We start from the raw sequence: 19,070 nt of genomic DNA, 5'->3' as shown, positions 1-19,070 counted from the left end.
GCATCGGTCCTCAGCGCCCCCGGAACTCGGCCCCCCGGCGCTCCGTGAACGCCCGCAGTCCCTCCCGGGCGTCCTCGGTCGTCATGTTGAGCTCCTGGGCCCAGGCCTCCGCCGCGAAGGCGGTGGCGCGGTCCGCCTCCAGGGAGGTGTTCACCAGGTGCTTGGTCAGGGCCAGGGCACGGGTGGGGCCGGAGGCCAGGCGCGCAGCCCACGCGCGGGCCGTCTTCTCCAGGTCGGCGTCGGGGACGACCCGGTTGACCAGGCCCAGGCGTGCCGCGTCCGCCGCCGGCACCGCGTCGCCGAAGAACATCAGCTCCTTCGCCCGGTGCGGGCCCAGCAGGCGGGGGAGCAGGTAGGCGCCGCCCGCGTCCGGGACGAGACCCCGTCGTACGAACACCTCGATGAAACGGGCCGACTCGGCGGCCAGGACCAGATCACAGGCGAACGCCAGGTGCGCGCCGAGGCCCGCCGCCGTGCCGTTCACCGCGGCGATCACCGGCTTCTCGCAGTCCAGGACGGCCGCGATCAGGCGTTGGGCACCCCGGCGCAGGACCCGGGCCACATCACCCGGGAGCCGGTCGCCACCGGCTCCGCCCCGCAGGTCCGCGCCCGCGCAGAAGCCGCGGCCCGTGCCGGTCAGGACCACCGCCCGGACGTCCGGGTCGGCCGAGGCCTCCGCGAGCACGTCGATCAGCCGGTCCCGGAGCGCGGGGGTGAGGGCGTTGAGGGTCTCCGGGCGGTTCAGCGTCACGTACGACACCTGGTCGACGTGCTCGGTGTGCAGCTCGCTCATCGGCACACCACCAGCGCGTCCAGCGCCACCGCGCCCTGTCCCCGGGGCAGCACCATCAGCGGGTTGATGTCCAACTCCGCCAGGTGCTCACCGAGTTCGAGCGCCATGCGCTGCACCCGCAGGATCACCTCCACCAACGCGTCCCGGTCGGCCGGCGGGCGGCCCCGGACGCCGTCCAGCAGGGCCCGGCCGCGCAGTTCGGTGAGCATGGCGCGGGCCTGGTCCTCGCCGAACGGGGGGACGCGTACGGAGGCGTCGTGCAGGACCTCCACCAGCACCCCGCCCAGTCCGGCCGTCACGGTGGGGCCGAACAGGTCGTCGTGCGTCACCCCGACGACCATCTCCACGCCCTGCTCGACCATCTGGCACACCAGGACCCCGTCCAGCGAGACGCCCTCGTAGCGGGCGATGTCGGTCAGCTCGCGGTAGGCGTCCCGGACCTGGCTGGCGGACGTCAGCCCGATCTTCACCAGGCCCAGTTCCGTCTTGTGGGCGATCTGGGCGCCGGACGCCTTCATCACCACCGGGTAGCCGACCTGGGCCGCGGCGCGTACGGCGGCCGCCGCGCTGGTCACCAGCTGTTCGCGCGGCACCCGGATGCCGTAGGCGCGCAGGAGTTGTTTGGCCGCGTGTTCGCTCAGCTGCTGGCCCGGTCGCATCAGCGCCTCCGCCTTGCGGTAGGACGGCGAGGGGGTGCGCGGGGCCTCGTCGAAGGGTGAGCGGTACTCGCTCACGAAAGCGTGGTGGTCCAGCCAGGCGCGGACCGCGGTGAGGCAGTTGCCCACCGTGCGGAACGTGGCCACCCGCGACGAGCCGAGCAGCACCTCGCGGTACGCCGCCTCCGTGCCGACCGGCGACCCCCACACCACGCACACCAGCTTGTCCGTCTGCTCCGCCGCCTCGACCAGGTCCGTGACGAGTCTGTCGCTCAGCGGTGGGAACGGGCCGGTGATCGGGCAGATCAGCGCCCCGATCGACGGGTCGGCGAGGAGCGCGTCGATGATCTTCCGGCCGCGGTGGTCGCCGACCGGGTGCCCGCCGTTGTCCACCGGGTTGGCCACGTTCAGGTACTCCGGTATCCACTGGTGCAGCTCGGCCTGCTTGGCCTCGGACAGCCGGGGGAGGCGGAGCCCGGCCGCGGTGGCGAGGTCGGCGGCGTGGGCGCCGGTGCCGCCGGAGATCGAGTACACCGCGATCCCGTCCGCCAGCGGGGCCCTGGCCCGCGCCAGCAGGGCGGCGGTGTCCTGGAGTTCGTCGAGTCCGTCGACCCGTACGACCCCGAACTGGCGCATCACCGCGTCCACCACGTCGTCGGCGCCCGTGAGCTTGCCGGTGTGCGAGGCGGCCGTACGCGCGCCGGTCTCCGTGCGGCCCACCTTCACCGCGACCACCGGTACCCTGCGGCGGGCGGCGCGGTCGGCGGCCAGCAGGAAGGCCCGGCCGTCCTTGAGGCCCTCCACGTAACAGGCGATGGCGCCGACCTCGGGCTGCTCGGCGAACCAGGAGAGGAAATCGGCGGTCTCCAGGTCGGCCTCGTTGCCGGTGGGCGCCCAGTGGGACAGCCGGATGCCGAGCTCCTGCAGGGCGAAGACGGGGCGGCCCTGGTGCCCGGACTGGGTGATGAGTGCGATCGCCGGGCCGGTCAGGTCGTCCCGGAAGCGCTCGAAGGCGTTGAGGTTGGTGTTGGGACCGAGCAGACGCAGGCCCGAGCGGCCCACAGCGTCCGCGAGCCGCTGCTGCGCCTCGGCGCCCGCCTCGCCGGTCTCGGCGAACCCGGAGGCGAAAGCGACCGCGAACTTCACCTTGGCCTCGGCCAGTTCCCCGATCACCGGCAGCGGGTCGGCCACCAGCAGCACCGCCAGGTCGATCTGGCCGGGCAGTTCGGCGACGGAGGCGGCGCAGGGGACGCCGAAGACGGACGGGCGGGTCGGATGCACCGGATACATGCGCGCGCCCACGCGCTCGGCCCAGGCCAGCAGCTGCCGGGTGATCCCGGTGTTCGGCCGTCCCTCCACGTCCGAGGCGCCGATCACGGCGACCGACTCGGGCCGGAAGAAGCGGGTCAGATCGGGTACGTCCGCGTACAGCGGGCGTCCGCTGACGTCGAGATCGTCGACCCGGTCGTGGACGGCGGGGCCGGGCCGCTGCTCGCCGCACGCGAGGACCCGGGCCCGGCGGGAGTCGGTGGTGAGGGTGCCGTGGGTTGATCCAAGCATCGGTCCGCCCCGCTCCTGTGAGACAGCACAAGTAAACTGACGCTCTGTCAGATTACAAAGGTGGTGCTCCGTCAGGAACGGGTCGGACCCGCAAAGTTACCGCCGGGTGCGCAGCTGCCCGGCCACTGCCTTCGCGATCTTCCCGGCGTCCAGCGCCATCTCCCGGAACATGCCGCTGATCGGGTTGGTGAAGCCGGTGAAGTACAGGCCGGGTGCCTGCGCGGGCGTACGGCCACCGTGCACCAGCGGCTTCCCCCGGCCGTCCAGCACCCCGAGATGTCCCACCAGCCCCTCCAGTGCCCGGGTGTACCCGGTCGCCGCGATCACGGCGTCCGGCTCGATGCGGCTGCCGTCGGCGAGGACGACCTTTCCGGGGTTCCCGCCCTCGAAGGACTCGACGGCGGCCACGATCTCCACCTTGCCCTTGCGTACGGCGTCGATCAGGCCGACGTCCTGGACCGGGACGGCACCCTGCATGACCCTGCTGTACATCCCGGTGTCCGGGCGAGGCAGCCCGTGGGCCGACAGGTCCGGCACGCCGAGCCGGGCCGCCGGCCTGGCGAGCCGGTCCACCAGCCGTACCGGCAGCCGTCGCACCAGCACGCCCGAGTACTGCGCAGGCCAGCCGAGGGTCGAGCGGCGCACGATGTGCGGGACGGTGCGGACCGCCAGCCGCACCCGCGCCGCCCCGCCCTCCACCAGGTCCACGGCGATCTCGGCACCGGTGTTGCCGACGCCGACGACCAGGACGTCCCGGCCGGCGTACGGCTCGGCGTTGCGGTAGGCGCCGGCGTGCAGGAACTGCCCGCCGTACTCCGTCAGGCCGGGCCAGTCGGGGATGCGCGGGGTGTGGTTGTAGCCGGTGGCGACGACCACCGCGCTGCCGGTCAGCTCGCGCCCGCCGGAGGCGTGCAGCAGCCAGCCGGTGTCGTCCCCGGTCCGCTCGATGCGGAAGACCTCCACACCGGTGACGATCTCCAGCTCGTGGTGCTCGGCGTACTTCTCCAGGTAGCGCACCACGTTGTCGCGGGACACCCAGCGCCCGAACTTCCGGGGGATCGTCAGGCCCGGCAGGGCGGACAGCCGCCGGGTGGTGTGCAGGCGCAGGCGGTCGTAGTGGCCGCGCCAGGAGGCACCCACCTGGTCGGCCTTCTCCAGGACCACGGCCCGTATGCCCCGGGCCCGCAGTGCGTGGGCGGCGGCCAGACCGCCCGGACCGGCACCTATGACGTAGACCGGGCGGTCGGCGGGGGTGGCGGAGAGCGGTACGGAAACGGAACGGGAGTCGGCCATGCTCGGAGCGTAATCACCCACCTGGTTGATGGGTCTCGGTCAAGACCGGAATTGGTTGCGGATTGATCACGGGTGTAGGAGAAGTGGGTGGGGCCGGTGACGTAGAACACCTGGTTGTGGCCGTACGGCGATCGGTCCTGTTGCACGGGTGGGCTTGACCAGGCATCTGACGTACCGTCAGATGCCATGGACTCGATATGGCTCGACGGCGCTCAGTGGCTGGCGGTGCTGCGGATCGGTCTCGGTCTGTGGTGGCTGGAGAGCTGGCGGCACAAGGACAAGAAGGCCTGGTTCGAGCGGGGCAGCGGCATCGCGTGGGCGGCGGAGATCGCGGAGAAACACCGCTGGGCGCCGGTGCGGTCGGGCTTCGAGACGGTGGTGAAGCCGCATCCGAAGCTGATGGCGTACGTCGTCGCGTACGCCGAACTGTCCCTCGGGCTCGGCCTGATCCTCGGTTTCCTGACCCCGGTGGCCCTGATCGGCGGGCTGCTGCTGAACGCGCTCTACTTCGTCCTGATGATCCACGACTGGGCGGAACAGGGCCAGAACTCGATGATGGCGCTGATCTCCCTGGTCGGCTGGTTCGGCATGTCGTGGCAGGCGTGGTCGCTGGACGCGTGGCTGGGGTGGTGGCGGTGAGTGCGGTGCGCCACGACCTCCCCGAGCCCGACGCCTTCACGCGCCCCTACTGGGAGGCGGCCGGGGAGGGCCGGCTGCTGATCCGCCGCTGCGGGGCCTGCGGCCGGGCCCACCACTACCCCCGCGAGTTCTGCCCGCACTGCTGGAGCGAGGAGGTGACCTGGGAGGAGGCGAGCGGCCGGGCCGCGCTCTACACCTGGTCCACGGTCCACCGCAACGACCTGCCGCCCTTCCGCGACCGCACGCCGTACGTGGCCGCCGTGGTCGATCTGGCGGAGGGCCCGCGGATGATGACGCAGGTGGTTGACTGCGCGGGGCAGGACCTGCGGGCCGGGCTGCCGCTGCGCGTGACATTCGCGGAGGGGAAGCCGGTGTTCCGCCCCGAGGGCTGAGCTCCAGGGGAAAACCGGTGTCCCGCCCGGAGGTTCGCGCCGATCATGGGCCGTATGCGCCCTGACGACTGGTACCTCACCGAAGACCTGGACGAGTTCCTCGCCCGCGCCGGCGACTTCCTGCGTTCCCGTCCCGCCCTGCACACGGTCCCGCTGACGGTGGCGGACGCGCTGCGCCGCCGCGGGCTGCACCTCTACGGCCCCCAGGCCCCCCTCTTCGGCCTGCTGGAAGCCGACGACGGCACGGTACGGGCCACCCTGGTCCACACCCCGCCGTTCCACGTCCACGTCACCGCGCTCACCCCGCAGCAGGCCGACACCCTGGCGGCCCGGTACACGGAGCTGGACCGCCCGCTCCCCGGAGTGTCCGGGCCGCAGGAGACGGCGGAGGCCTTCGCGGCGGCCTGGCAGCGGCACACCGGTACGGCGGTCGCCGTCGACAAACGGCAACGGCTCTACCGGCTGGACGAGTTGACCGCACCGGAGCCCCGGCCGCAGGGGCGGGCGCGGATCGCCGGGCCGGCCGACCGGGAGCTGCTGGTCCGCTGGTTCAAGGAGTTCCAGGAGATCACCGGCGGCGTCGGCCAGGACGCGGGCAACTGGGCCGACGGCCGTATCTCCTACGGCGGCGTCACGCTCTGGGAGGCGGCCGACGGAACCCCGCTCGCCATGGCCGGCGCCACCCCCGAAACGGCCGGCCAGGTCCGCATCGCCCCCGTCTACACCCCCGCGGACCTGCGTGGCCGCGGCTATGCGGGCGCGGTCACGGCCGAGGTGAGCCGGGCCGCGCGGGAGGCGGGCGTGGCGGAGATCCTCCTCTTCACCGACCTCGACAACCCGACGAGCAACGGGCTGTACCAGCGGATCGGGTACCGGCCGGTGGCGGATTTCACGGTGTGGGGGTTCGGGGGCGCAGAGCGATGATCCTGGTGACCGGCGCGAGCGGCAGGGTCGGAAGGGCTCTCCTCACGTGCCTTCGGGCCCAGGGGGCGGCCGTGCGGGCGGCGTACCGCGATCCGCGGACCACGGCCCGGGTGATCGAGGCGGGCGGTCGGGCGGTGACGCTGGACCTGGGAAGACCCGACACGCTCGGCCCGGCACTCGACGGTGTCGGGACGGTGTTTCTGCTCGGTGCGACGGGCCCCGCCCAGACCACGCACGAACTCAACATGGTCGAAGCCGCCCGTGCGGCGGGTGCCCGGGTGGTCAAGCTGTCCGTCTGGCGGGCCGACGAGGAACTCTCCCCGATCGCCCGGCTGCACCGGCCCGTCGAACAGGCGCTGGCCGCGTCCGGACTGCCCTGGACCATCCTGCGGCCCAACTTCTATCTGCAGAACTTCCTGGGCGAGCCGTCCATCCGTGAGGCCGGGGAGTTCTCGCTGCCGCTGATCACCGCACCCATCAGCTTCGTCGACACCGGCGACGTCGCCCGGGCCGCCGCGCGGGTCCTCACCACCGGGGGCCACGACGGCCGCGTCTACGACCTCACCGGACCGCAGGCCCTGACCTATGCCGAGGCCGCCGAGGAGTTCTCCGCCGTGCTCGGCAGGCCGGTGCGCCATGTGGGTCTGTCCGACGACCGGGCGCGCGCGGCCCTGCTCGGCCGTGGCCTGCCGGAGTTCCACGTCGATGCCCTCATGGGCGTCGCCCGTGCCTACCGTGACGGCGGCGCCGGGACCGTGACGTCGACCGTCGCCGATCTCACCGGCTCGCAAGCCCTCGGGTTCGCCGAGTTCGTCCGCCGAAACCGCCGCTTCTTCGAGTGACGACGGTTCGTCCGGCGGGAGCGCCGTCAGCGGGAGGACCTCACGGCCACAGCAGCGCCCTGCTCCAGCCGAACTCCGTGCTGCGGTACTCCAGGCGTACGTGGCGCCGGTCGGGGTCGCCCTGGAAGAACTCCACCGTCTCGGGGTGCAGCCGGTACAGCGTCCAGGTCGGGGACGGTTCGGCCGGGTTCTCGCGGGCCCGCTCCCAAGCCGTCTGCGACGCCCGCCGCAGCTCCTCCAGCGAGGACAGCTCCTCGCTCTGCCGGCCGGTGAGCGCCGCGGCCAGCGCCCCCGTCGAGCGGGCGTGCAGATCCGCCTGGCTCTCCCGGGCCGGCGCCGCCGTCACCGGCCCGCGCACCCGCACCTGGCGGCCCAGCACCGGCCAGTAGAAGGCCAGCGCCGCGTACGGGTGGGTGCCGAGGGCCCGGCCCTTGCGGCTGGAGCGGTGTGTGGCGAAGGACCAGCCGTCCGGGTCGGCGCCGTGCAGCATCACGATCCGTACGTCCGGCTTCCCCTCCCCGTCCACCGTGGCCAGCGACATCGTGTGCGGCTCCGGCTGCCCCGCCGCCACCGCGTCCGCGAACCAGCTCGTGAACAGCGCCAGCGGGGTCGGCGGGGCGGTGTCCGGGTCGAAGGGGCGCAGCTCGGTCGCCCCGGGGGCCCAGACCCGCAGTGAGCGGAGCAGTGCCTCCAGATCGTGTTGTTCCATGGGGCGAGTATCGCCCGGTGCCCGCTCAGTCCCGGCCCAGCACCACCGTCCCCGACGAGCAGAACCACCCCCCGGTCCCGGAGGCGACCCCGAGCCGCGGCAACGCGCCGTCCGCCGCCCGGACTTGACGCTCCCCGCCCTCGCCGCGCAGCTGCCGTACCGCCTCCACCAGCAGGAACAGCCCGCGCATGCCGGGGTGCTGGGCGGACAGCCCACCCCCGTCGGTGTTGACCGGCAGCTCTCCGCCCCGCACCAGCAGCCGGCCCTTCTCCACGAACGCCCCGCCCTCGCCCTTCGCGCAGAAACCCAGGTCCTCCAGGGTCACCAGGGTCATGTAGGTGAAGGCGTCATAGATCTCCGCGAAGTCGATCTCGGCGGGGCGCACCCCGGCCCGCTCGAAGGCGAGGGGGCCGCTCACCGCCGCCGGGGACACCGTGAAGTCGGGCCACTCGGACATCGCCGCGTGCGAGACGTGCTCGCCGGTGCCGAGGATCCAGACCGGTGCCGTACGGCAGTCCCGCACGTACTCCTCGGCCGCCAGCAGCACTGCCGCGCCGCCGTCCGAGCGCAGGCAGCAGTGCAGCTTGGTGAAGGGGTCGGCGATCATCGGGCCGGAGAGGACGTCGTCGACCGTGATCGGGTCGCGGAACATCGCCTCCGGGTTCAGGGCCGCGTTGGCCCGGGCCTGGACCGCCACCTCGGCCAGCTGCTCGGCGGTCGTGCCGTGCTCGATCATGTGGCGGCGGGCGGCCATCGCGTACTTGGCGATCAGGGTGTGGCCGTAGGGAACCTCGAACTGCAGCGGGCCGCGGGCGCCGAAGGAGAGGTCGCCCGTTCTGCGGCCCGCCCTGATGTCCGCCCGTGCCGTCGAGCCGTAGACGAGGAGGACGGCGTTCGCGTGGCCCGCCGCTATCGCGTCCGCCGCGTGCGCCGCCATGACCTCCCAGGTCGAGCCGCCGACCGAGGTGGAGTCCACCCAGGTGGGGCGCAGGCCCAGATACTCGGCCACCTCCACGGGGGCCAGGGTGCCGAGGCCGGCGGAGGCGACTCCGTCCACCACCTCACGGCCGAGGCCCGCGTCGGCCAGGGCGCGCCGGGCCGCCTGCGCGTGCAGTGTGTAGGGGGTGGCGTCGGTCACGCGTCCGCAGTCGGAGAGCGAGACGCCCACCACGGCGACTTTCCGGCTTCCCGGAGTCATCAGAGCCCACCTTCCCCTGTGCTTGTCGATCCCGGACTCCTAATATGACGGTCCGTCAGATCCGGAGGGAAGAGCCATGGACACGCGCCTCACCGCCGAGCAGGACGAGATCCGCCGCACCCTGCGCGAGCTGTTGGACAAGCGGTGCGGCCCGGCGGAGCTGCGGACCGCCGTCGACAGCCCGTCCGGCCACGACCCCCTCCTGTGGTCCGCCCTCGCCGGCCGGCTCGGCCTGCCGGGGCTCGCGCTGCCCGAGCGGTACGGCGGTGTCGGCTGCTCGGTCACCGAACTGGCCCTCGCCTGCGAGGAGACCGGCCGCTCCCTCGCCCCCTCCCCGCTGCTCGCCACCTCCGTCCTCACCGCCCCGCTGATCCTCGCGCTGGGGACACCGGCCCAGCGCGCCGGACTGCTGCCGCGCCTGGCCGCCGGCACCCGCACCGCCGCCCTCGCCGTCCCCGGCCCCGCCCTCACCACGGCCCTCGCCCTGACCGGCGACAACGGCGGCTTCTGCGCCGGCGGCGGACGGGCCGGCGGGGTCCAGGCCCGGCGCGCCGACGGCGACTGGCGGCTGTACGGGCAGGCCGACCAGGTACTGGACGGGCACAGCGCGGAGCTGCTGCTCGTCGCCGCGCACACCGGGGGTTTCGCCCGGTCCCGGACCCTGCTGTTCCTGGTGCCGGGGGACGCGCCCGGTGTCGTACGGACCCGGCAGACCGCGCTCGACGCCACCCGGCCGCAGGGACGTGTGCAACTGCGGGATGTGCGGGCGGAATTGCTCGGCGAGGAGGATGTGGACGTACTGCCCGCCCTCGCCGCGCTCGGGGAGTCGGCCGCGGCCGTGCTCGCCTGCGAGGCCGTCGGGGCGGCCGACCGGGTGCTGGAGCGGACCGTGGAGTACGTCGGACAGCGCGAGCAGTTCGGGCGGCCCGTCGGGTCCTTCCAGGCGGTGAAGCACCGGCTGGCGGATGTGTATGTGGCGGTGCAGGCGGCTCGGTCGGCGGCGTACTGCTCCGCGTGGGATGCCGGGTCGTGGTCCGGCGCCCAGGGGGAGCGATCCGGTGGGCTCGCGCTCGCTCAGGCCCTGGAGGCGCTGCATCTTGCCGCCGCCGAGGGGATCCAGCTGCATGGCGGGATCGGGTTCACCTGGGAGCACGACGCGCAGCTGTACTTCAAGCGGGCGGCCGGGGACGAGCTGCTGTTCGGGCCCGTGCACCGGCTGCGGGACCGGGCGGCCGAGGTCGCCGGTCTCTTCGCGGGCGGCGAGGTGGCGGTCTGATGGCCGGGCTCGGCGTGCGGTTCGTACAGCGGGTGTCGTCCACCCGGGCCTTCGCGAGGGTCGCCCCGCATGTGGTGCCGGCGCTCGACCGGGCCGTGCACCGGCTCACCCGGGGCCGGATCCTGCTCAGCGCCCAGCTGCTGCCCGGGGTGATCCTCACCTCCACCGGCGCCCGCAGCGGACAGCTCCGCAGGACTCCGCTGGCGTGTATGCCGGAGGAGGACGGCAGGAGCTGGCTGCTCGTCGGCTCCAACTTCGGGCGGCCGGGGCATCCCGCCTGGAGCCACAACCTGCTCGCCCACCCGGAGGCATCGATCAGCTGGAAGGGGCAGGACATTCCCGTCACCGCCCGGCTGCTCACGGGGGAGGAGCGGGCCGCGGCCTGGCAGGCGCTGCTGACGTTCTGGCCGCCGTACGCCACCTACCAGGCCCGGGTGGACCGGGAGATCCGGCTGTTCCGGATCGCTGCGGCTCCCTGAGGGGCGCGGGGAACTGCGCGACCGGCCCCGACGATGCCGCAGCCGCCGGACGGCAGGTCGGGGCACCCCGTGCGGAGCTAAAGCGTCGCCAACCGCTCCACCAGCAAAAACGCCCCGATCCCCAGCATCGCCGCCCCCGACGTCCGCGTCACCGCCCGCGCCGCGGCCGGCCTCGCGGAAAGCAGCGCACGCGCCAACGCGCCGACCGTGAGGTAGACCACCGCGCAGCACGCCATGTGGAGCAGGCCCAGCGCCGCCGTCTGGGCGGCCACGGGCAGGTGGGGGCCGCGGAGGGTGAGGAACTGGGGGAGGACGGAGAGGTAGAGCAGCAGGCCCTTGGGGTTCAGTCCGCTGATCGTGGCGCCCCTGAGGAAGAGCCTGTCCTCGGCCGGTGAGGCGTCGTCCGCGCCCGGTACGGCCGGCCGGCGCAGGACGTCCCAGCCCAGCCACAGCAGATAACCGGCGCCCGCCACCGTCAGGGCCGTCAGCAGTCGGGGCGAGCCCGCCACCAGGACCGCGAGGCCCGCCGTCGCCAGGGCCGTGTGCAGGGCATAGCCGCTGACCAGGCCGGCCACCGCGCGCGACACAGGGCGGCCGCGCAGGGCGGTCGCGATGACGTACGCCCAGTCGGCGCCCGGTACACACACCAGCAGCAGGTCCACGGCGAGGTAGGAGAAGAGCAGTCCCGAGTCCATGGTGGGGACATTAGGCGTGAATGGCTCGAAAGTGTTCCCGAAATTTGCCCGCTGTCTCGTACATTGAGGGAAGATTTGTCCCATGGACGACGTGGACCGGAAAATCCTTGCCGAGCTGCAGCAGGACGGGCGGCTGACCGTGACCGAGCTGGCCGCACGGGTGCGGCTCAGTGTCTCGCCCTGCCATCGGCGACTGCGTGAGCTGGAGCGCTCCGGTGCCATCCAGGGGTACCGGGCGGTGGTGGACGCGGCGGCGCTCGGGCTGACCTTCGAGGCGCTGGTGTTCGTGTCCATGCGGCAGGAGGACCGGGACACGGTCGCCGAGTTCGAGCGGGCGGTCGGCGAACTGGATCACGTGCTGGACGCCCAGCGGCTGTTCGGCGAGCCCGACTACCTGCTCCGGGTCGCCACCGCCGACCTCGCGGCCTTCCAGCGGCTGTACGACGAGCGGCTCGCGACCCTGCCCGGAGTGCAGCGGCTGACCTCGACGCTGGTGATGAAACACGTCGTACGGGACCGGCCGCTGCCCGCATAGCGGAGCAGGCGGTGGCCCACCGCGCGTGATCGCGGGTGAACCACCGCCTGCCAAGACAGGACTTGGGCCCGGAAAGAGACGGTTTCCTACTTGCTCGGCTTCTTTCCTGTCACACCCAGATGGACCAACAGGGCGAGATTCGGCTTGAGTTCGGCCTGCTTCACACCCCAGGACGAGAATCCCTTCTGGTGCGCCGCCACCGCCGCGAGCATCGCGACCAGCGAACCGGCCACCGCCGCCGGGTTCACGTCCTTGTCGACCCTGCCCTTGGACTGCAGCTCGGCGATGGAGTCGGACAGGGAGTTGTTCACCGAGTTCAGGATCTTCATACGGAGCTTGTAGAACCGTTTGTCCCCCTCGGCCGCGCCGAGGTCGACCACGCGCAGGATCGCGTCGTTCTTGCGCCAGAACTCCAGGAAGCCGTCCACGAGTTCCTGCGCGGTCTGCCATCCCGACTTCCCGGCCCAGGACCGGCCTTCGAGCAGTTCGGTCAATCCCGCGCCCTCAGCCGCCATTTGCTCGGCGATCTCCAGGACGGCGCCCTCGACGTCCGGGAAGTACTGATAGAAGGTCGCGGGCGAAGTGCCCGCCTTCCGGGCGACATCGATGACCTTGACGTCCCGGTAGGGGGAGGAGCTGAGCATCTCGCTGAGGCAGTCGAGCAGCTTCTGCCGGGTCGCCTGCCCACGCCGGCCGGCCACGCGGCCGTCGACGGTACGCACTTGTCCTGTCATGCCGTCAGCTTACCGAGGGGTGATCGGAGCGCGATTCGGCCGAGTGCAAATGGGGTGCACGGGCCCTCTGGGGGTGGTGTGCCTGGTCTGCGCGGTGCGCGCGGCCCGGTTACTTTGACCGCATGGCCGAAAACAGGGCATCCGGGAATGAAGCGGCGGAAGAGGCGGGAGAGGTGTACGGGGAGGGCGTTCCCTGCTGGGTGGACGCCCAGCTCGCCGACGTCGAGGCCGGCAAGCGGTTCTACGGTGAGCTCTTCGGGTGGTCCTTCGAGGACGCCTACGGCTCCTCGGTGTGGGCCCGGCTGGAGGGGGAGCCCGTCGCCTCGCTGGCCCCCAAGATCGACGGCCGTATGCCCACCGTCTGGACGGTCTCCTTCGCCACCCCGGACGCCGGGGCCCTCGGCCGGCGGATCACCGAGGCCGGTGGGCAGGTGGTCATGGCCCCGTTCCCGGTGGGCGACCTCGGGGTCGCCGCCCTCGCCGCCGACCCCGAGGGCGCGGTGTTCGGGCTGTGGCAGCCGGGCCGCCACCGCGGCTTCGGCCGGCGGCACGAGCCCGGCACCTTCGTCTGGGCCGAGCTGTACACCCGGGACACCGCCGCCGCCAACGCCTTCTACGGCGGCCTCTTCCACGAGGCCCTCTTCGGTGCGGGTGCCGAGCCCGACTTCGGGCGCGCCCATGTCACCGAGGTCTTCCCAGCCGAGATGCCCCCGCACTTCCTCACCCACTTCCGGGTCGCGGACCTCGACGACGCGCTCGGGGCCGTACAGCGGCTCGGCGGCCGGGTGCAGGCGCCACCCTTCGAGACGTCGTACGGAAGCGTGGCCGTCGTCACCGACAATCAGGGGGCGTCGTTCGCACTGCTGCAGCGCTGATCCGTCCGATTGGTTGGACTTTGGATGGGTTTGCGGGGAGACACCCCTCTTCTCACCGGGTTCGCAACCAGCGGCCCGGCCAGGAAGAATCGGGGTGCGTGCCGCCACGGCGGTGCGGTGGTGAGACGCTGCACTTCGGTCGCGTACATATATGGATGGCGCGGCTCGTACGGGGAGGTGGCAGGCAAGTGGTGGATCAGCTGACGCAGCACGATCCGCGGCGGATCGGGCCGTTCGAGGTGCTGGGCCGGCTGGGCGCCGGCGGCATGGGGCTGGTCTATCTCGCGCGCTCGGCGTCCGGCCGGCGCGTGGCGATCAAGACGGTGCGCACCGAGCTGGCCGAGGACCAGCTGTTCCGGGTCCGCTTCACCCGCGAGGTGGAGGCGGCCCGTGCGGTCTCCGGCTTCTACACGGCCGCCGTGGTCGACGCCGACCCGCGCGCCGCCGTGCCCTGGCTCGCGACCGCGTACGTCCCCGCGCCCTCCCTGGAGGAGATAGTGAACGACTGCGGGCCGCTCCCGGCCCAGGCCGTGCGCTGGCTCGCCGCGGGCGTGGCGGAAGCCCTCCAGTCCATCCACGGCGCGGGGCTCGTCCACCGCGACCTGAAGCCGTCGAACGTGCTCGTGGTCGAGGACGGCCCCCGGGTGATCGACTTCGGTATCGCCTCCGGCGTCTCGAACACGCGCCTGACCATGACGAACGTCGCCGTCGGCACCCCCGCCTACATGTCCCCGGAGCAGGCCAAGGACTCCCGCAGCGTCACCGGCGCCAGCGATGTCTTCTCGCTCGGCTCCACCCTCGTCTTCGCGGCCACCGGCCACCCGCCCTTCCACGGCGCCAACCCGGTCGAGACGGTCTTCATGCTGCTGCGCGAGGGCCCCGACCTCACCGGTCTGCCCGACGAGCTGCGCCCGCTGATCGAGGCCTGTATGCAGATGGAGGCCCCCGCCCGGCCCACCCCGGCCGACCTCCAGGCCCAGCTGGCTCCCCATCTCTTCGGTTCCGGTTCCGACGACAGCGGCACCGCCTCGGCCTGGCTGCCCGACAAGGCGGTCGCCCTCATCGAGGCCCGGGGCCGTGGCGGCCGACCCGCCGTCAAGCCCGCCCCGGCGCCGACCGGCGGCCCCCGGAGCGGCGGCCGCTCGGCCGTGCCCCCGCCGCCCCCGTACGACCCGCCCGTGCCCGCCGTCGCTTCCGCCGTCGTGCCCGACACCGGCCCGGTCCGGCTGGCCGGCGCCCAGGTGCCCATCGGGCCGGGCCCGCGCGTCGCCGACGCCCGCGCCGCGGCCGTCAAGGCGCCCCCGCCGGAGGCCGGGCTGGTCGCCAGCTGGTCCCGCCCGCGCACCGGCGTCGCCGGCACGGACCCTGCCGTAGGCTCCGCCGTACCGCCCGTCCCGCCCCAGCCCCCGGAGACGGCGAGCGGCTGGCGGCCCTGGCGGTTCCGCATGTCCAACGAGGTCTGGGGGACCCCCGCCGTCGACGGCGACCTGGTCTACGTCACCTCCTTCGAGGTGCACGCCCTGGACGTGGGCACCGGCCGCCGCCGCTTCAAGACGAGGGACGTCGCCTGGTCGATGGCGGTGGCGGACGGCCGTATCCACGCCTCCGACGGCCCGACCCTGTTCGCCCTGGACGCCCGCGAGGGCACCGACCTGTGGCGGCTGTCCACGGACGCCTGGGTGTACTCCCTCAAGGCCGACCGCGGCACGGTCGTCACCGGCACCCGGGGCGGCGGTGTCCAGGCCTGGGAGGCCGCGAACGGGCAGAAGCTGTGGGAGATCGCCGGCTGCCAGACCGACTTCGAGTCCCCCGAGGCCGGCCCGCTGGTCCACGACGGCACGGTCTACGTCTGGCAGGACGCCCGGCTGCGCGCCCTGGAGGCCCGCACCGGCGAGGAGCGCTGGTCGTACCCGGTCGGCGACGCCGCCTCCTGCGGCGGCGTACCGGTCCGCCTCGCCCCGGCGCCGGACGGCTACGTCTACGTCTCGGCCGGCACCCGTGTGCTCGCCGTCGAGGCGGCGAGCGGCATGGTCCGCTGGCACTTCGAGGCGCCCGCGGTCTTCCTGTCCCCGCCCGCCTTCACCCCCGGCCCGGCGGTGACCGGCGGCGGCGTGTACCTCGCGGACTACCTCGGCACGGTCTACGCCCTCGACGCCACCGACGGCCGCGACCGCTGGCGCATCGCCACCGAGGCCCGCTCCTCCGTCGAACCGGTGCTCGTGGCGGCCGGCCACGTCCATGTCGGCAGCGGCAAGGGCCTGTACACCCTGGACGCGGTCACCGGCACGCCCAAGTGGCGCTTCCAGGCGGGCGGCGACGTGGTGGGTGCCCCCGCGGTGGCCGAGGGCCGCATCCACTTCGGTTCCACGGATCATCTTCTGTACACGTTGAAGGCCGACGACGGCCGGCTCCGATGGAAGCTCGCCACCGGCGGTGAGATCACCGGCTCCCCGGTGGTCAAGGACGGGGTGGTGTACGCGTGCAGCAAGGACCGGTGCGTGTACGCGCTGGACGCGGAGAAGGGGACGGGAACGGCGCGGACCGCGTGAGTGCGTGACGGCCGTCGCACCGGTTACACGGAAGGGCTCCGGACGGCGGCCGTCTCAGGACTGACGCTACCCCGGGTACGGGACCCCTGCCACGGTGATCGATCCGCCATTAGGGTGATCGCATGAACTCACGGGGGCGGACACTCAAGTTCACGGCCGTGGTCATGTTCGTGATCCTGGCTCTGACGGGCTTCTCGACAGGGAAGCACCGCAGCAGCCGTCACTACGGGAGCAGCCACAGCACCAGTGGCGGCGACTACCTCCAGGACGCCACGGTGAAGCTGATCAGCTGCGCGACCAGGAAGAAGCCGCACGTGACGGTCGAGGTCACCAACCCGAACGACACCAGCGCCACCTTCTCGGTGACGGTCTTCTACAAGGACAAGCGCTCCAAGTTCATCGACTTCGACGACGTGGACGTCACCGTCCCCGCCAACGGCAAGCAGACCGCCAAGATCCCGTTCAACAAGGCCTACTTCGCCCGTCTCGACCACTGTGAGCCCCAGCGGAACGCCACCGTCGAGAGGTGACGGCTCACCGCGTCCGGAACCCGCCCCGCCCCCGCCCCGCGAACAGCTCCGCCTGCCGCTCGGCCGGCAGGTTGCCCAGCGCGACGAGATGCGGCGCCTGCGCGTAGGCCTGCGCACGGCCCGCCTCCTTCGCCGCCCACAGGGCCCGTACCGTCCCCTGTACTCCCTCCGACGGATACCCGGCGATGACGGTGGCACAGCGCACGGCCGCCTCCAACGCCCCTCCGGGCTCGGTGAGTTCGGACACGAGCCCGACGGCATGGGCGCGCTCGGCGGAGATCCGCTCGGCCGTCCCCATGAGCATCATCCGCGCGACCTCCCCGTAGGGCATCCGCTGGGCCATGAGCACGGACTCGTACGCGCTGACCATGCCGTACGTCGTGTGCGGATCGAAGAAGGCGGCCGTGGTGTCCGCGACGACGAACTCGCTCTCGCCCAGCAGATAGAAGGCCCCACCGCAGGCCATCCCCCGCACCGCGGCCACCACCGGCTTCCACAGGTCGTTCGCCTTCGGCCCGACGCCGAGCAGCGGATCGTCCTGCATGTACGGCGACGAGGGCTGCGGCACGACGACGTCCCGGTCGATCCCGGTGGAGAAGGCCCGCTCGCCGGCCCCGGTGAGCACGACGGCCCGCACGGAGTCGTCGAACCGCAAGGCGCGCCAGGTCCCGGCGAGTTCGCGCACCATCTCCATGTCGATGGCATTGAGCTTGTGCGGCCGGTTCAGGGTGACGACGGCGACGCCGGTGTCCTTGTCGGCGTCGACCCGTACGGTGCTCACGCGAGCACCCACTGCGGCAGCCCGCCGTCCCCGAAGACGACGTGCACCCGCGCGCCGACCCTCAGTCCTCGTGGGTCACAGGAATTGAGGGGCGCGCCGGCATGGGTGACGACGTTCCCCACCAGCCGGATGCGCGGGGCGTCCTCCAGCTCCACGACGGCCACGTTGTACGGCGCCTGTTCCGCGTAGTCGGGGAGGAGGGGCGGATGGGGCACGACGTACGACCAGATCCGCCCGCGTCCGCCGGTGAGCCGCCACTCGTGCGAGAAGGACCGGCAGTGCGGGCAGCAAGGACGGGGCGGGAAGCGGGGCTCACCGCAGTCGCCGCAGGCCTGGACGCGCAGTTCGCCGCGGGCCGCGTACTCCCAGAAGGGGGCGCCGTCGGTGTCGGTGACGGGAGTCAGCACGCCGGATCAACTCCTCAGCAGCAGAGCGGAGGTCGGAACGCCTTCCCCCGCGGTGACCAGACAGGTGGCGGCCCCCGGAACCTGCGCGGTACTGGTTCCGCGCAGCTGCTTCACCCCTTCGTTGATGAGGTTGAAGCCGTGCACATAGGCCTCGGAGAGCCCGCCCCCGCCGGTGTTGAGGGGCAGCCGCCCCCCGATCTCCAGGGTGCCGCCCTCGGTGAACGCCCCGCCCTCCCCTCTCCCGCAGAAGCCGTACCCCTCCAGGGAGAGCGGGACGAGGGCGGTGAACGCGTCGTAGATCTGCGCCACGTCCACGTCGTCCGGGGTGAAGTCGGCGTACTTCCACAGATGCCGGGCCGCGGTCCAGGCGGGGCCGGTGAGGGGGTCGTCGTTCCAGTAGTTGACCATGCCGTGGTGCTGGGCGGGCAGCCCCTGGGCGGCGGAGTGGACATAGACGGGTGCCTGGCGGCAGTCCCGGGCCCGCTCCCGCCCGACGACCACACACGCGAGGGCCCCGTCCGTCTCCAGGCAGTTGTCGAAGAGGCACAGCGGCTCGCTGATCCACCGGGAGGTCATGTACATCTCGCGGGTCAGCGGCCGTTCGTACATCACGGCGGCCGGGTTCTGATTGGCCCGGTTCCGGCAGGCGAGGGCGATGTTGAAGAGGTGATCGCGGGTGGCGCCGTACTCGTGCATGTAGCGCCGGGTGAGCATGGCTATCTCGTCCGCCGGCCGGAGGAGGCCGAAGGGGCGGGTCCACTGGGCCGGAGTGGGCAGCTGGACCGTGGTGTTGGTCCAGGGCCGGGGTCCGCTGCCGCGCTTGCGCGACCGCCACGCCACGCCGACGGTGGCCTGCCCGGAGGCGATGGCGGCGGCGAGATGCGCGACGGTGGCACAGGACCCGCCACCGCCGTACCCCACCTTGCTGAAGAAGGTCAGGTCCCCGAATCCCACAGCCTTCGCCAGCTCCACCTCGTCGGTCTCCTCCATCGTGTAGGAGGCGAGCGCGTCGACCTCGCCGGGCGTCAGCCCCGCGTCGTCGAGCGCGGCGAGCACGGCCCGGCAGGCGAGCGTCTTCTCGTCCTCGGGAAGGTGCTTGGCGAAGGCGGTCTGCCCGATCCCGACGATGGCGGTGGCGTCCTTCAGGCCTGGTCCTGCCATGGGTGTGGCCCCCTTCCACTGGCTGACAGTCCGTCAGGTTAC

At 72.6% G+C, this 19,070-nt stretch carries 20 protein-coding genes; 10 read left to right on the top strand and 10 right to left on the bottom strand.

Annotation, left to right across the window (positions count from 1 at the left end; genetic code table 11):
- Positions 1–10: 10 nt before the first annotated feature.
- The 3 genes from ACIGXP_RS37585 to ACIGXP_RS37575 all read right to left on the bottom strand — a co-directional run bounded on the left by ACIGXP_RS37585 (position 11) and on the right by ACIGXP_RS37575 (position 4,302).
- Positions 11–793, bottom strand: a complete 783-nt coding sequence (locus ACIGXP_RS37585) for an enoyl-CoA hydratase-related protein (protein ID WP_363217990.1) — start codon at positions 791–793, stop codon at positions 11–13.
- Positions 790–3,009 carry an acetate--CoA ligase family protein gene (locus tag ACIGXP_RS37580; protein WP_399776162.1) on the bottom strand — a complete coding sequence of 740 codons (2,220 nt, stop codon included), beginning with the start codon at positions 3,007–3,009 and terminating at the stop codon, positions 790–792. The genes ACIGXP_RS37585 and ACIGXP_RS37580 overlap by 4 nt, the downstream gene beginning before the upstream one ends.
- Before the next feature lie 96 nt (positions 3,010–3,105).
- Positions 3,106–4,302: a flavin-containing monooxygenase gene (locus ACIGXP_RS37575; protein WP_399776160.1), complete on the bottom strand. Its 1,197-nt coding sequence runs from the start codon at positions 4,300–4,302 to the stop codon at positions 3,106–3,108.
- Between the two features lie 186 nt (positions 4,303–4,488).
- On the opposite strand from ACIGXP_RS37575, the gene ACIGXP_RS37570 reads away from it, so the two are divergent.
- Genes ACIGXP_RS37570 through ACIGXP_RS37555 form a run of 4 tightly spaced genes read left to right on the top strand, consistent with a single transcriptional unit; the run spans position 4,489 to position 7,099 of the window.
- A complete protein-coding gene (locus tag ACIGXP_RS37570) occupies positions 4,489–4,941 on the top strand; it encodes a DoxX family membrane protein (protein ID WP_399776158.1) in 453 nt (150 codons plus the stop codon).
- Positions 4,938–5,333 (top strand): Zn-ribbon domain-containing OB-fold protein, encoded by a 396-nt coding sequence (locus ACIGXP_RS37565; protein ID WP_363217986.1) that lies wholly within the window; start codon positions 4,938–4,940, stop codon positions 5,331–5,333. The genes ACIGXP_RS37570 and ACIGXP_RS37565 overlap by 4 nt, the downstream gene beginning before the upstream one ends.
- A gap of 54 nt (positions 5,334–5,387) precedes the next feature.
- Positions 5,388–6,257: a GNAT family N-acetyltransferase gene (locus ACIGXP_RS37560; RefSeq protein WP_399776156.1), complete on the top strand. Its 870-nt coding sequence runs from the start codon at positions 5,388–5,390 to the stop codon at positions 6,255–6,257.
- The gene (locus ACIGXP_RS37555) at positions 6,254–7,099 is read left to right on the top strand and encodes an NAD(P)H-binding protein (protein ID WP_399776154.1); all 846 of its coding nucleotides are present in this window, start codon (positions 6,254–6,256) and stop codon (positions 7,097–7,099) included. The genes ACIGXP_RS37560 and ACIGXP_RS37555 overlap by 4 nt, the downstream gene beginning before the upstream one ends.
- 40 nt (positions 7,100–7,139) lie before the next feature.
- Here ACIGXP_RS37555 and ACIGXP_RS37550 read toward each other — a convergent pair whose 3' ends face one another.
- Together ACIGXP_RS37550 and ACIGXP_RS37545 are read right to left on the bottom strand one after the other, a co-directional pair.
- Positions 7,140–7,808: a pyridoxal 5'-phosphate synthase gene (locus ACIGXP_RS37550; RefSeq protein ID WP_399776151.1), complete on the bottom strand. Its 669-nt coding sequence runs from the start codon at positions 7,806–7,808 to the stop codon at positions 7,140–7,142.
- A gap of 25 nt (positions 7,809–7,833) precedes the next feature.
- Entirely contained in the window at positions 7,834–9,006 is a 1,173-nt protein-coding gene (locus ACIGXP_RS37545) for a thiolase C-terminal domain-containing protein (protein WP_399776149.1), read from the bottom strand.
- Between the two features lie 76 nt (positions 9,007–9,082).
- Here ACIGXP_RS37545 and ACIGXP_RS37540 point away from each other — a divergent pair, with 76 nt between their 5' ends.
- Positions 9,083–10,282 (top strand): acyl-CoA dehydrogenase family protein, encoded by a 1,200-nt coding sequence (locus ACIGXP_RS37540; RefSeq protein WP_399776147.1) that lies wholly within the window; start codon positions 9,083–9,085, stop codon positions 10,280–10,282.
- Positions 10,282–10,761 (top strand): nitroreductase family deazaflavin-dependent oxidoreductase, encoded by a 480-nt coding sequence (locus ACIGXP_RS37535; RefSeq protein ID WP_363215183.1) that lies wholly within the window; start codon positions 10,282–10,284, stop codon positions 10,759–10,761. Before ACIGXP_RS37540 ends, ACIGXP_RS37535 begins: the two co-directional genes overlap by 1 nt.
- Positions 10,762–10,838: 77 nt before the next feature.
- Here ACIGXP_RS37535 and ACIGXP_RS37530 read toward each other — a convergent pair whose 3' ends face one another.
- The gene (locus tag ACIGXP_RS37530) at positions 10,839–11,456 is read right to left on the bottom strand and encodes a LysE family translocator (protein WP_363215184.1); all 618 of its coding nucleotides are present in this window, start codon (positions 11,454–11,456) and stop codon (positions 10,839–10,841) included.
- An 82-nt stretch (positions 11,457–11,538) separates the two neighbouring features.
- Between ACIGXP_RS37530 and ACIGXP_RS37525 the strand changes: the two genes are divergently transcribed.
- Positions 11,539–11,991 carry an Lrp/AsnC family transcriptional regulator gene (locus ACIGXP_RS37525; RefSeq protein WP_363215185.1) on the top strand — a complete coding sequence of 151 codons (453 nt, stop codon included), beginning with the start codon at positions 11,539–11,541 and terminating at the stop codon, positions 11,989–11,991.
- 86 nt (positions 11,992–12,077) lie between these two features.
- Here the strand turns inward: ACIGXP_RS37525 and ACIGXP_RS37520 are convergent, their stop codons facing one another.
- The gene (locus ACIGXP_RS37520; protein WP_399776144.1) at positions 12,078–12,725 is read right to left on the bottom strand and encodes a TetR family transcriptional regulator; all 648 of its coding nucleotides are present in this window, start codon (positions 12,723–12,725) and stop codon (positions 12,078–12,080) included.
- Positions 12,726–12,847: 122 nt separating this feature from the next.
- Between ACIGXP_RS37520 and ACIGXP_RS37515 the strand changes: the two genes are divergently transcribed.
- The 3 genes from ACIGXP_RS37515 (at position 12,848) to ACIGXP_RS37505 (ending at position 16,679) form a co-directional block, all read left to right on the top strand.
- On the top strand, positions 12,848–13,600 hold the full coding sequence (locus tag ACIGXP_RS37515) for a VOC family protein (protein WP_363215187.1): 753 nt from the start codon (positions 12,848–12,850) through the stop codon (positions 13,598–13,600).
- Between the two features lie 188 nt (positions 13,601–13,788).
- A complete protein-coding gene (locus ACIGXP_RS37510) occupies positions 13,789–16,149 on the top strand; it encodes a PQQ-binding-like beta-propeller repeat protein (RefSeq protein WP_399776141.1) in 2,361 nt (786 codons plus the stop codon).
- Between the two features lie 122 nt (positions 16,150–16,271).
- Positions 16,272–16,679: a hypothetical protein gene (locus ACIGXP_RS37505; protein WP_399776139.1), complete on the top strand. Its 408-nt coding sequence runs from the start codon at positions 16,272–16,274 to the stop codon at positions 16,677–16,679.
- Positions 16,680–16,683: 4 nt separating this feature from the next.
- Here the strand turns inward: ACIGXP_RS37505 and ACIGXP_RS37500 are convergent, their stop codons facing one another.
- Genes ACIGXP_RS37500 through ACIGXP_RS37490 form a run of 3 tightly spaced genes read right to left on the bottom strand, consistent with a single transcriptional unit; the run spans position 16,684 to position 19,028 of the window.
- Positions 16,684–17,460: an enoyl-CoA hydratase/isomerase family protein gene (locus tag ACIGXP_RS37500; RefSeq protein WP_399776137.1), complete on the bottom strand. Its 777-nt coding sequence runs from the start codon at positions 17,458–17,460 to the stop codon at positions 16,684–16,686.
- Positions 17,457–17,867: a Zn-ribbon domain-containing OB-fold protein gene (locus ACIGXP_RS37495; RefSeq protein ID WP_399776135.1), complete on the bottom strand. Its 411-nt coding sequence runs from the start codon at positions 17,865–17,867 to the stop codon at positions 17,457–17,459. The genes ACIGXP_RS37500 and ACIGXP_RS37495 overlap by 4 nt, the downstream gene beginning before the upstream one ends.
- 6 nt (positions 17,868–17,873) lie before the next feature.
- The gene (locus ACIGXP_RS37490; RefSeq protein WP_399776133.1) at positions 17,874–19,028 is read right to left on the bottom strand and encodes a lipid-transfer protein; all 1,155 of its coding nucleotides are present in this window, start codon (positions 19,026–19,028) and stop codon (positions 17,874–17,876) included.
- Positions 19,029–19,070: the final 42 nt, after the last annotated feature.

The sequence above is a fragment of the Streptomyces sp. NPDC053069 genome, from assembly GCF_044546895.1.
Lineage (GTDB): Bacteria > Actinomycetota > Actinomycetes > Streptomycetales > Streptomycetaceae > Streptomyces.
This window is presented reverse-complemented; position numbering and strand designations above follow the sequence as displayed.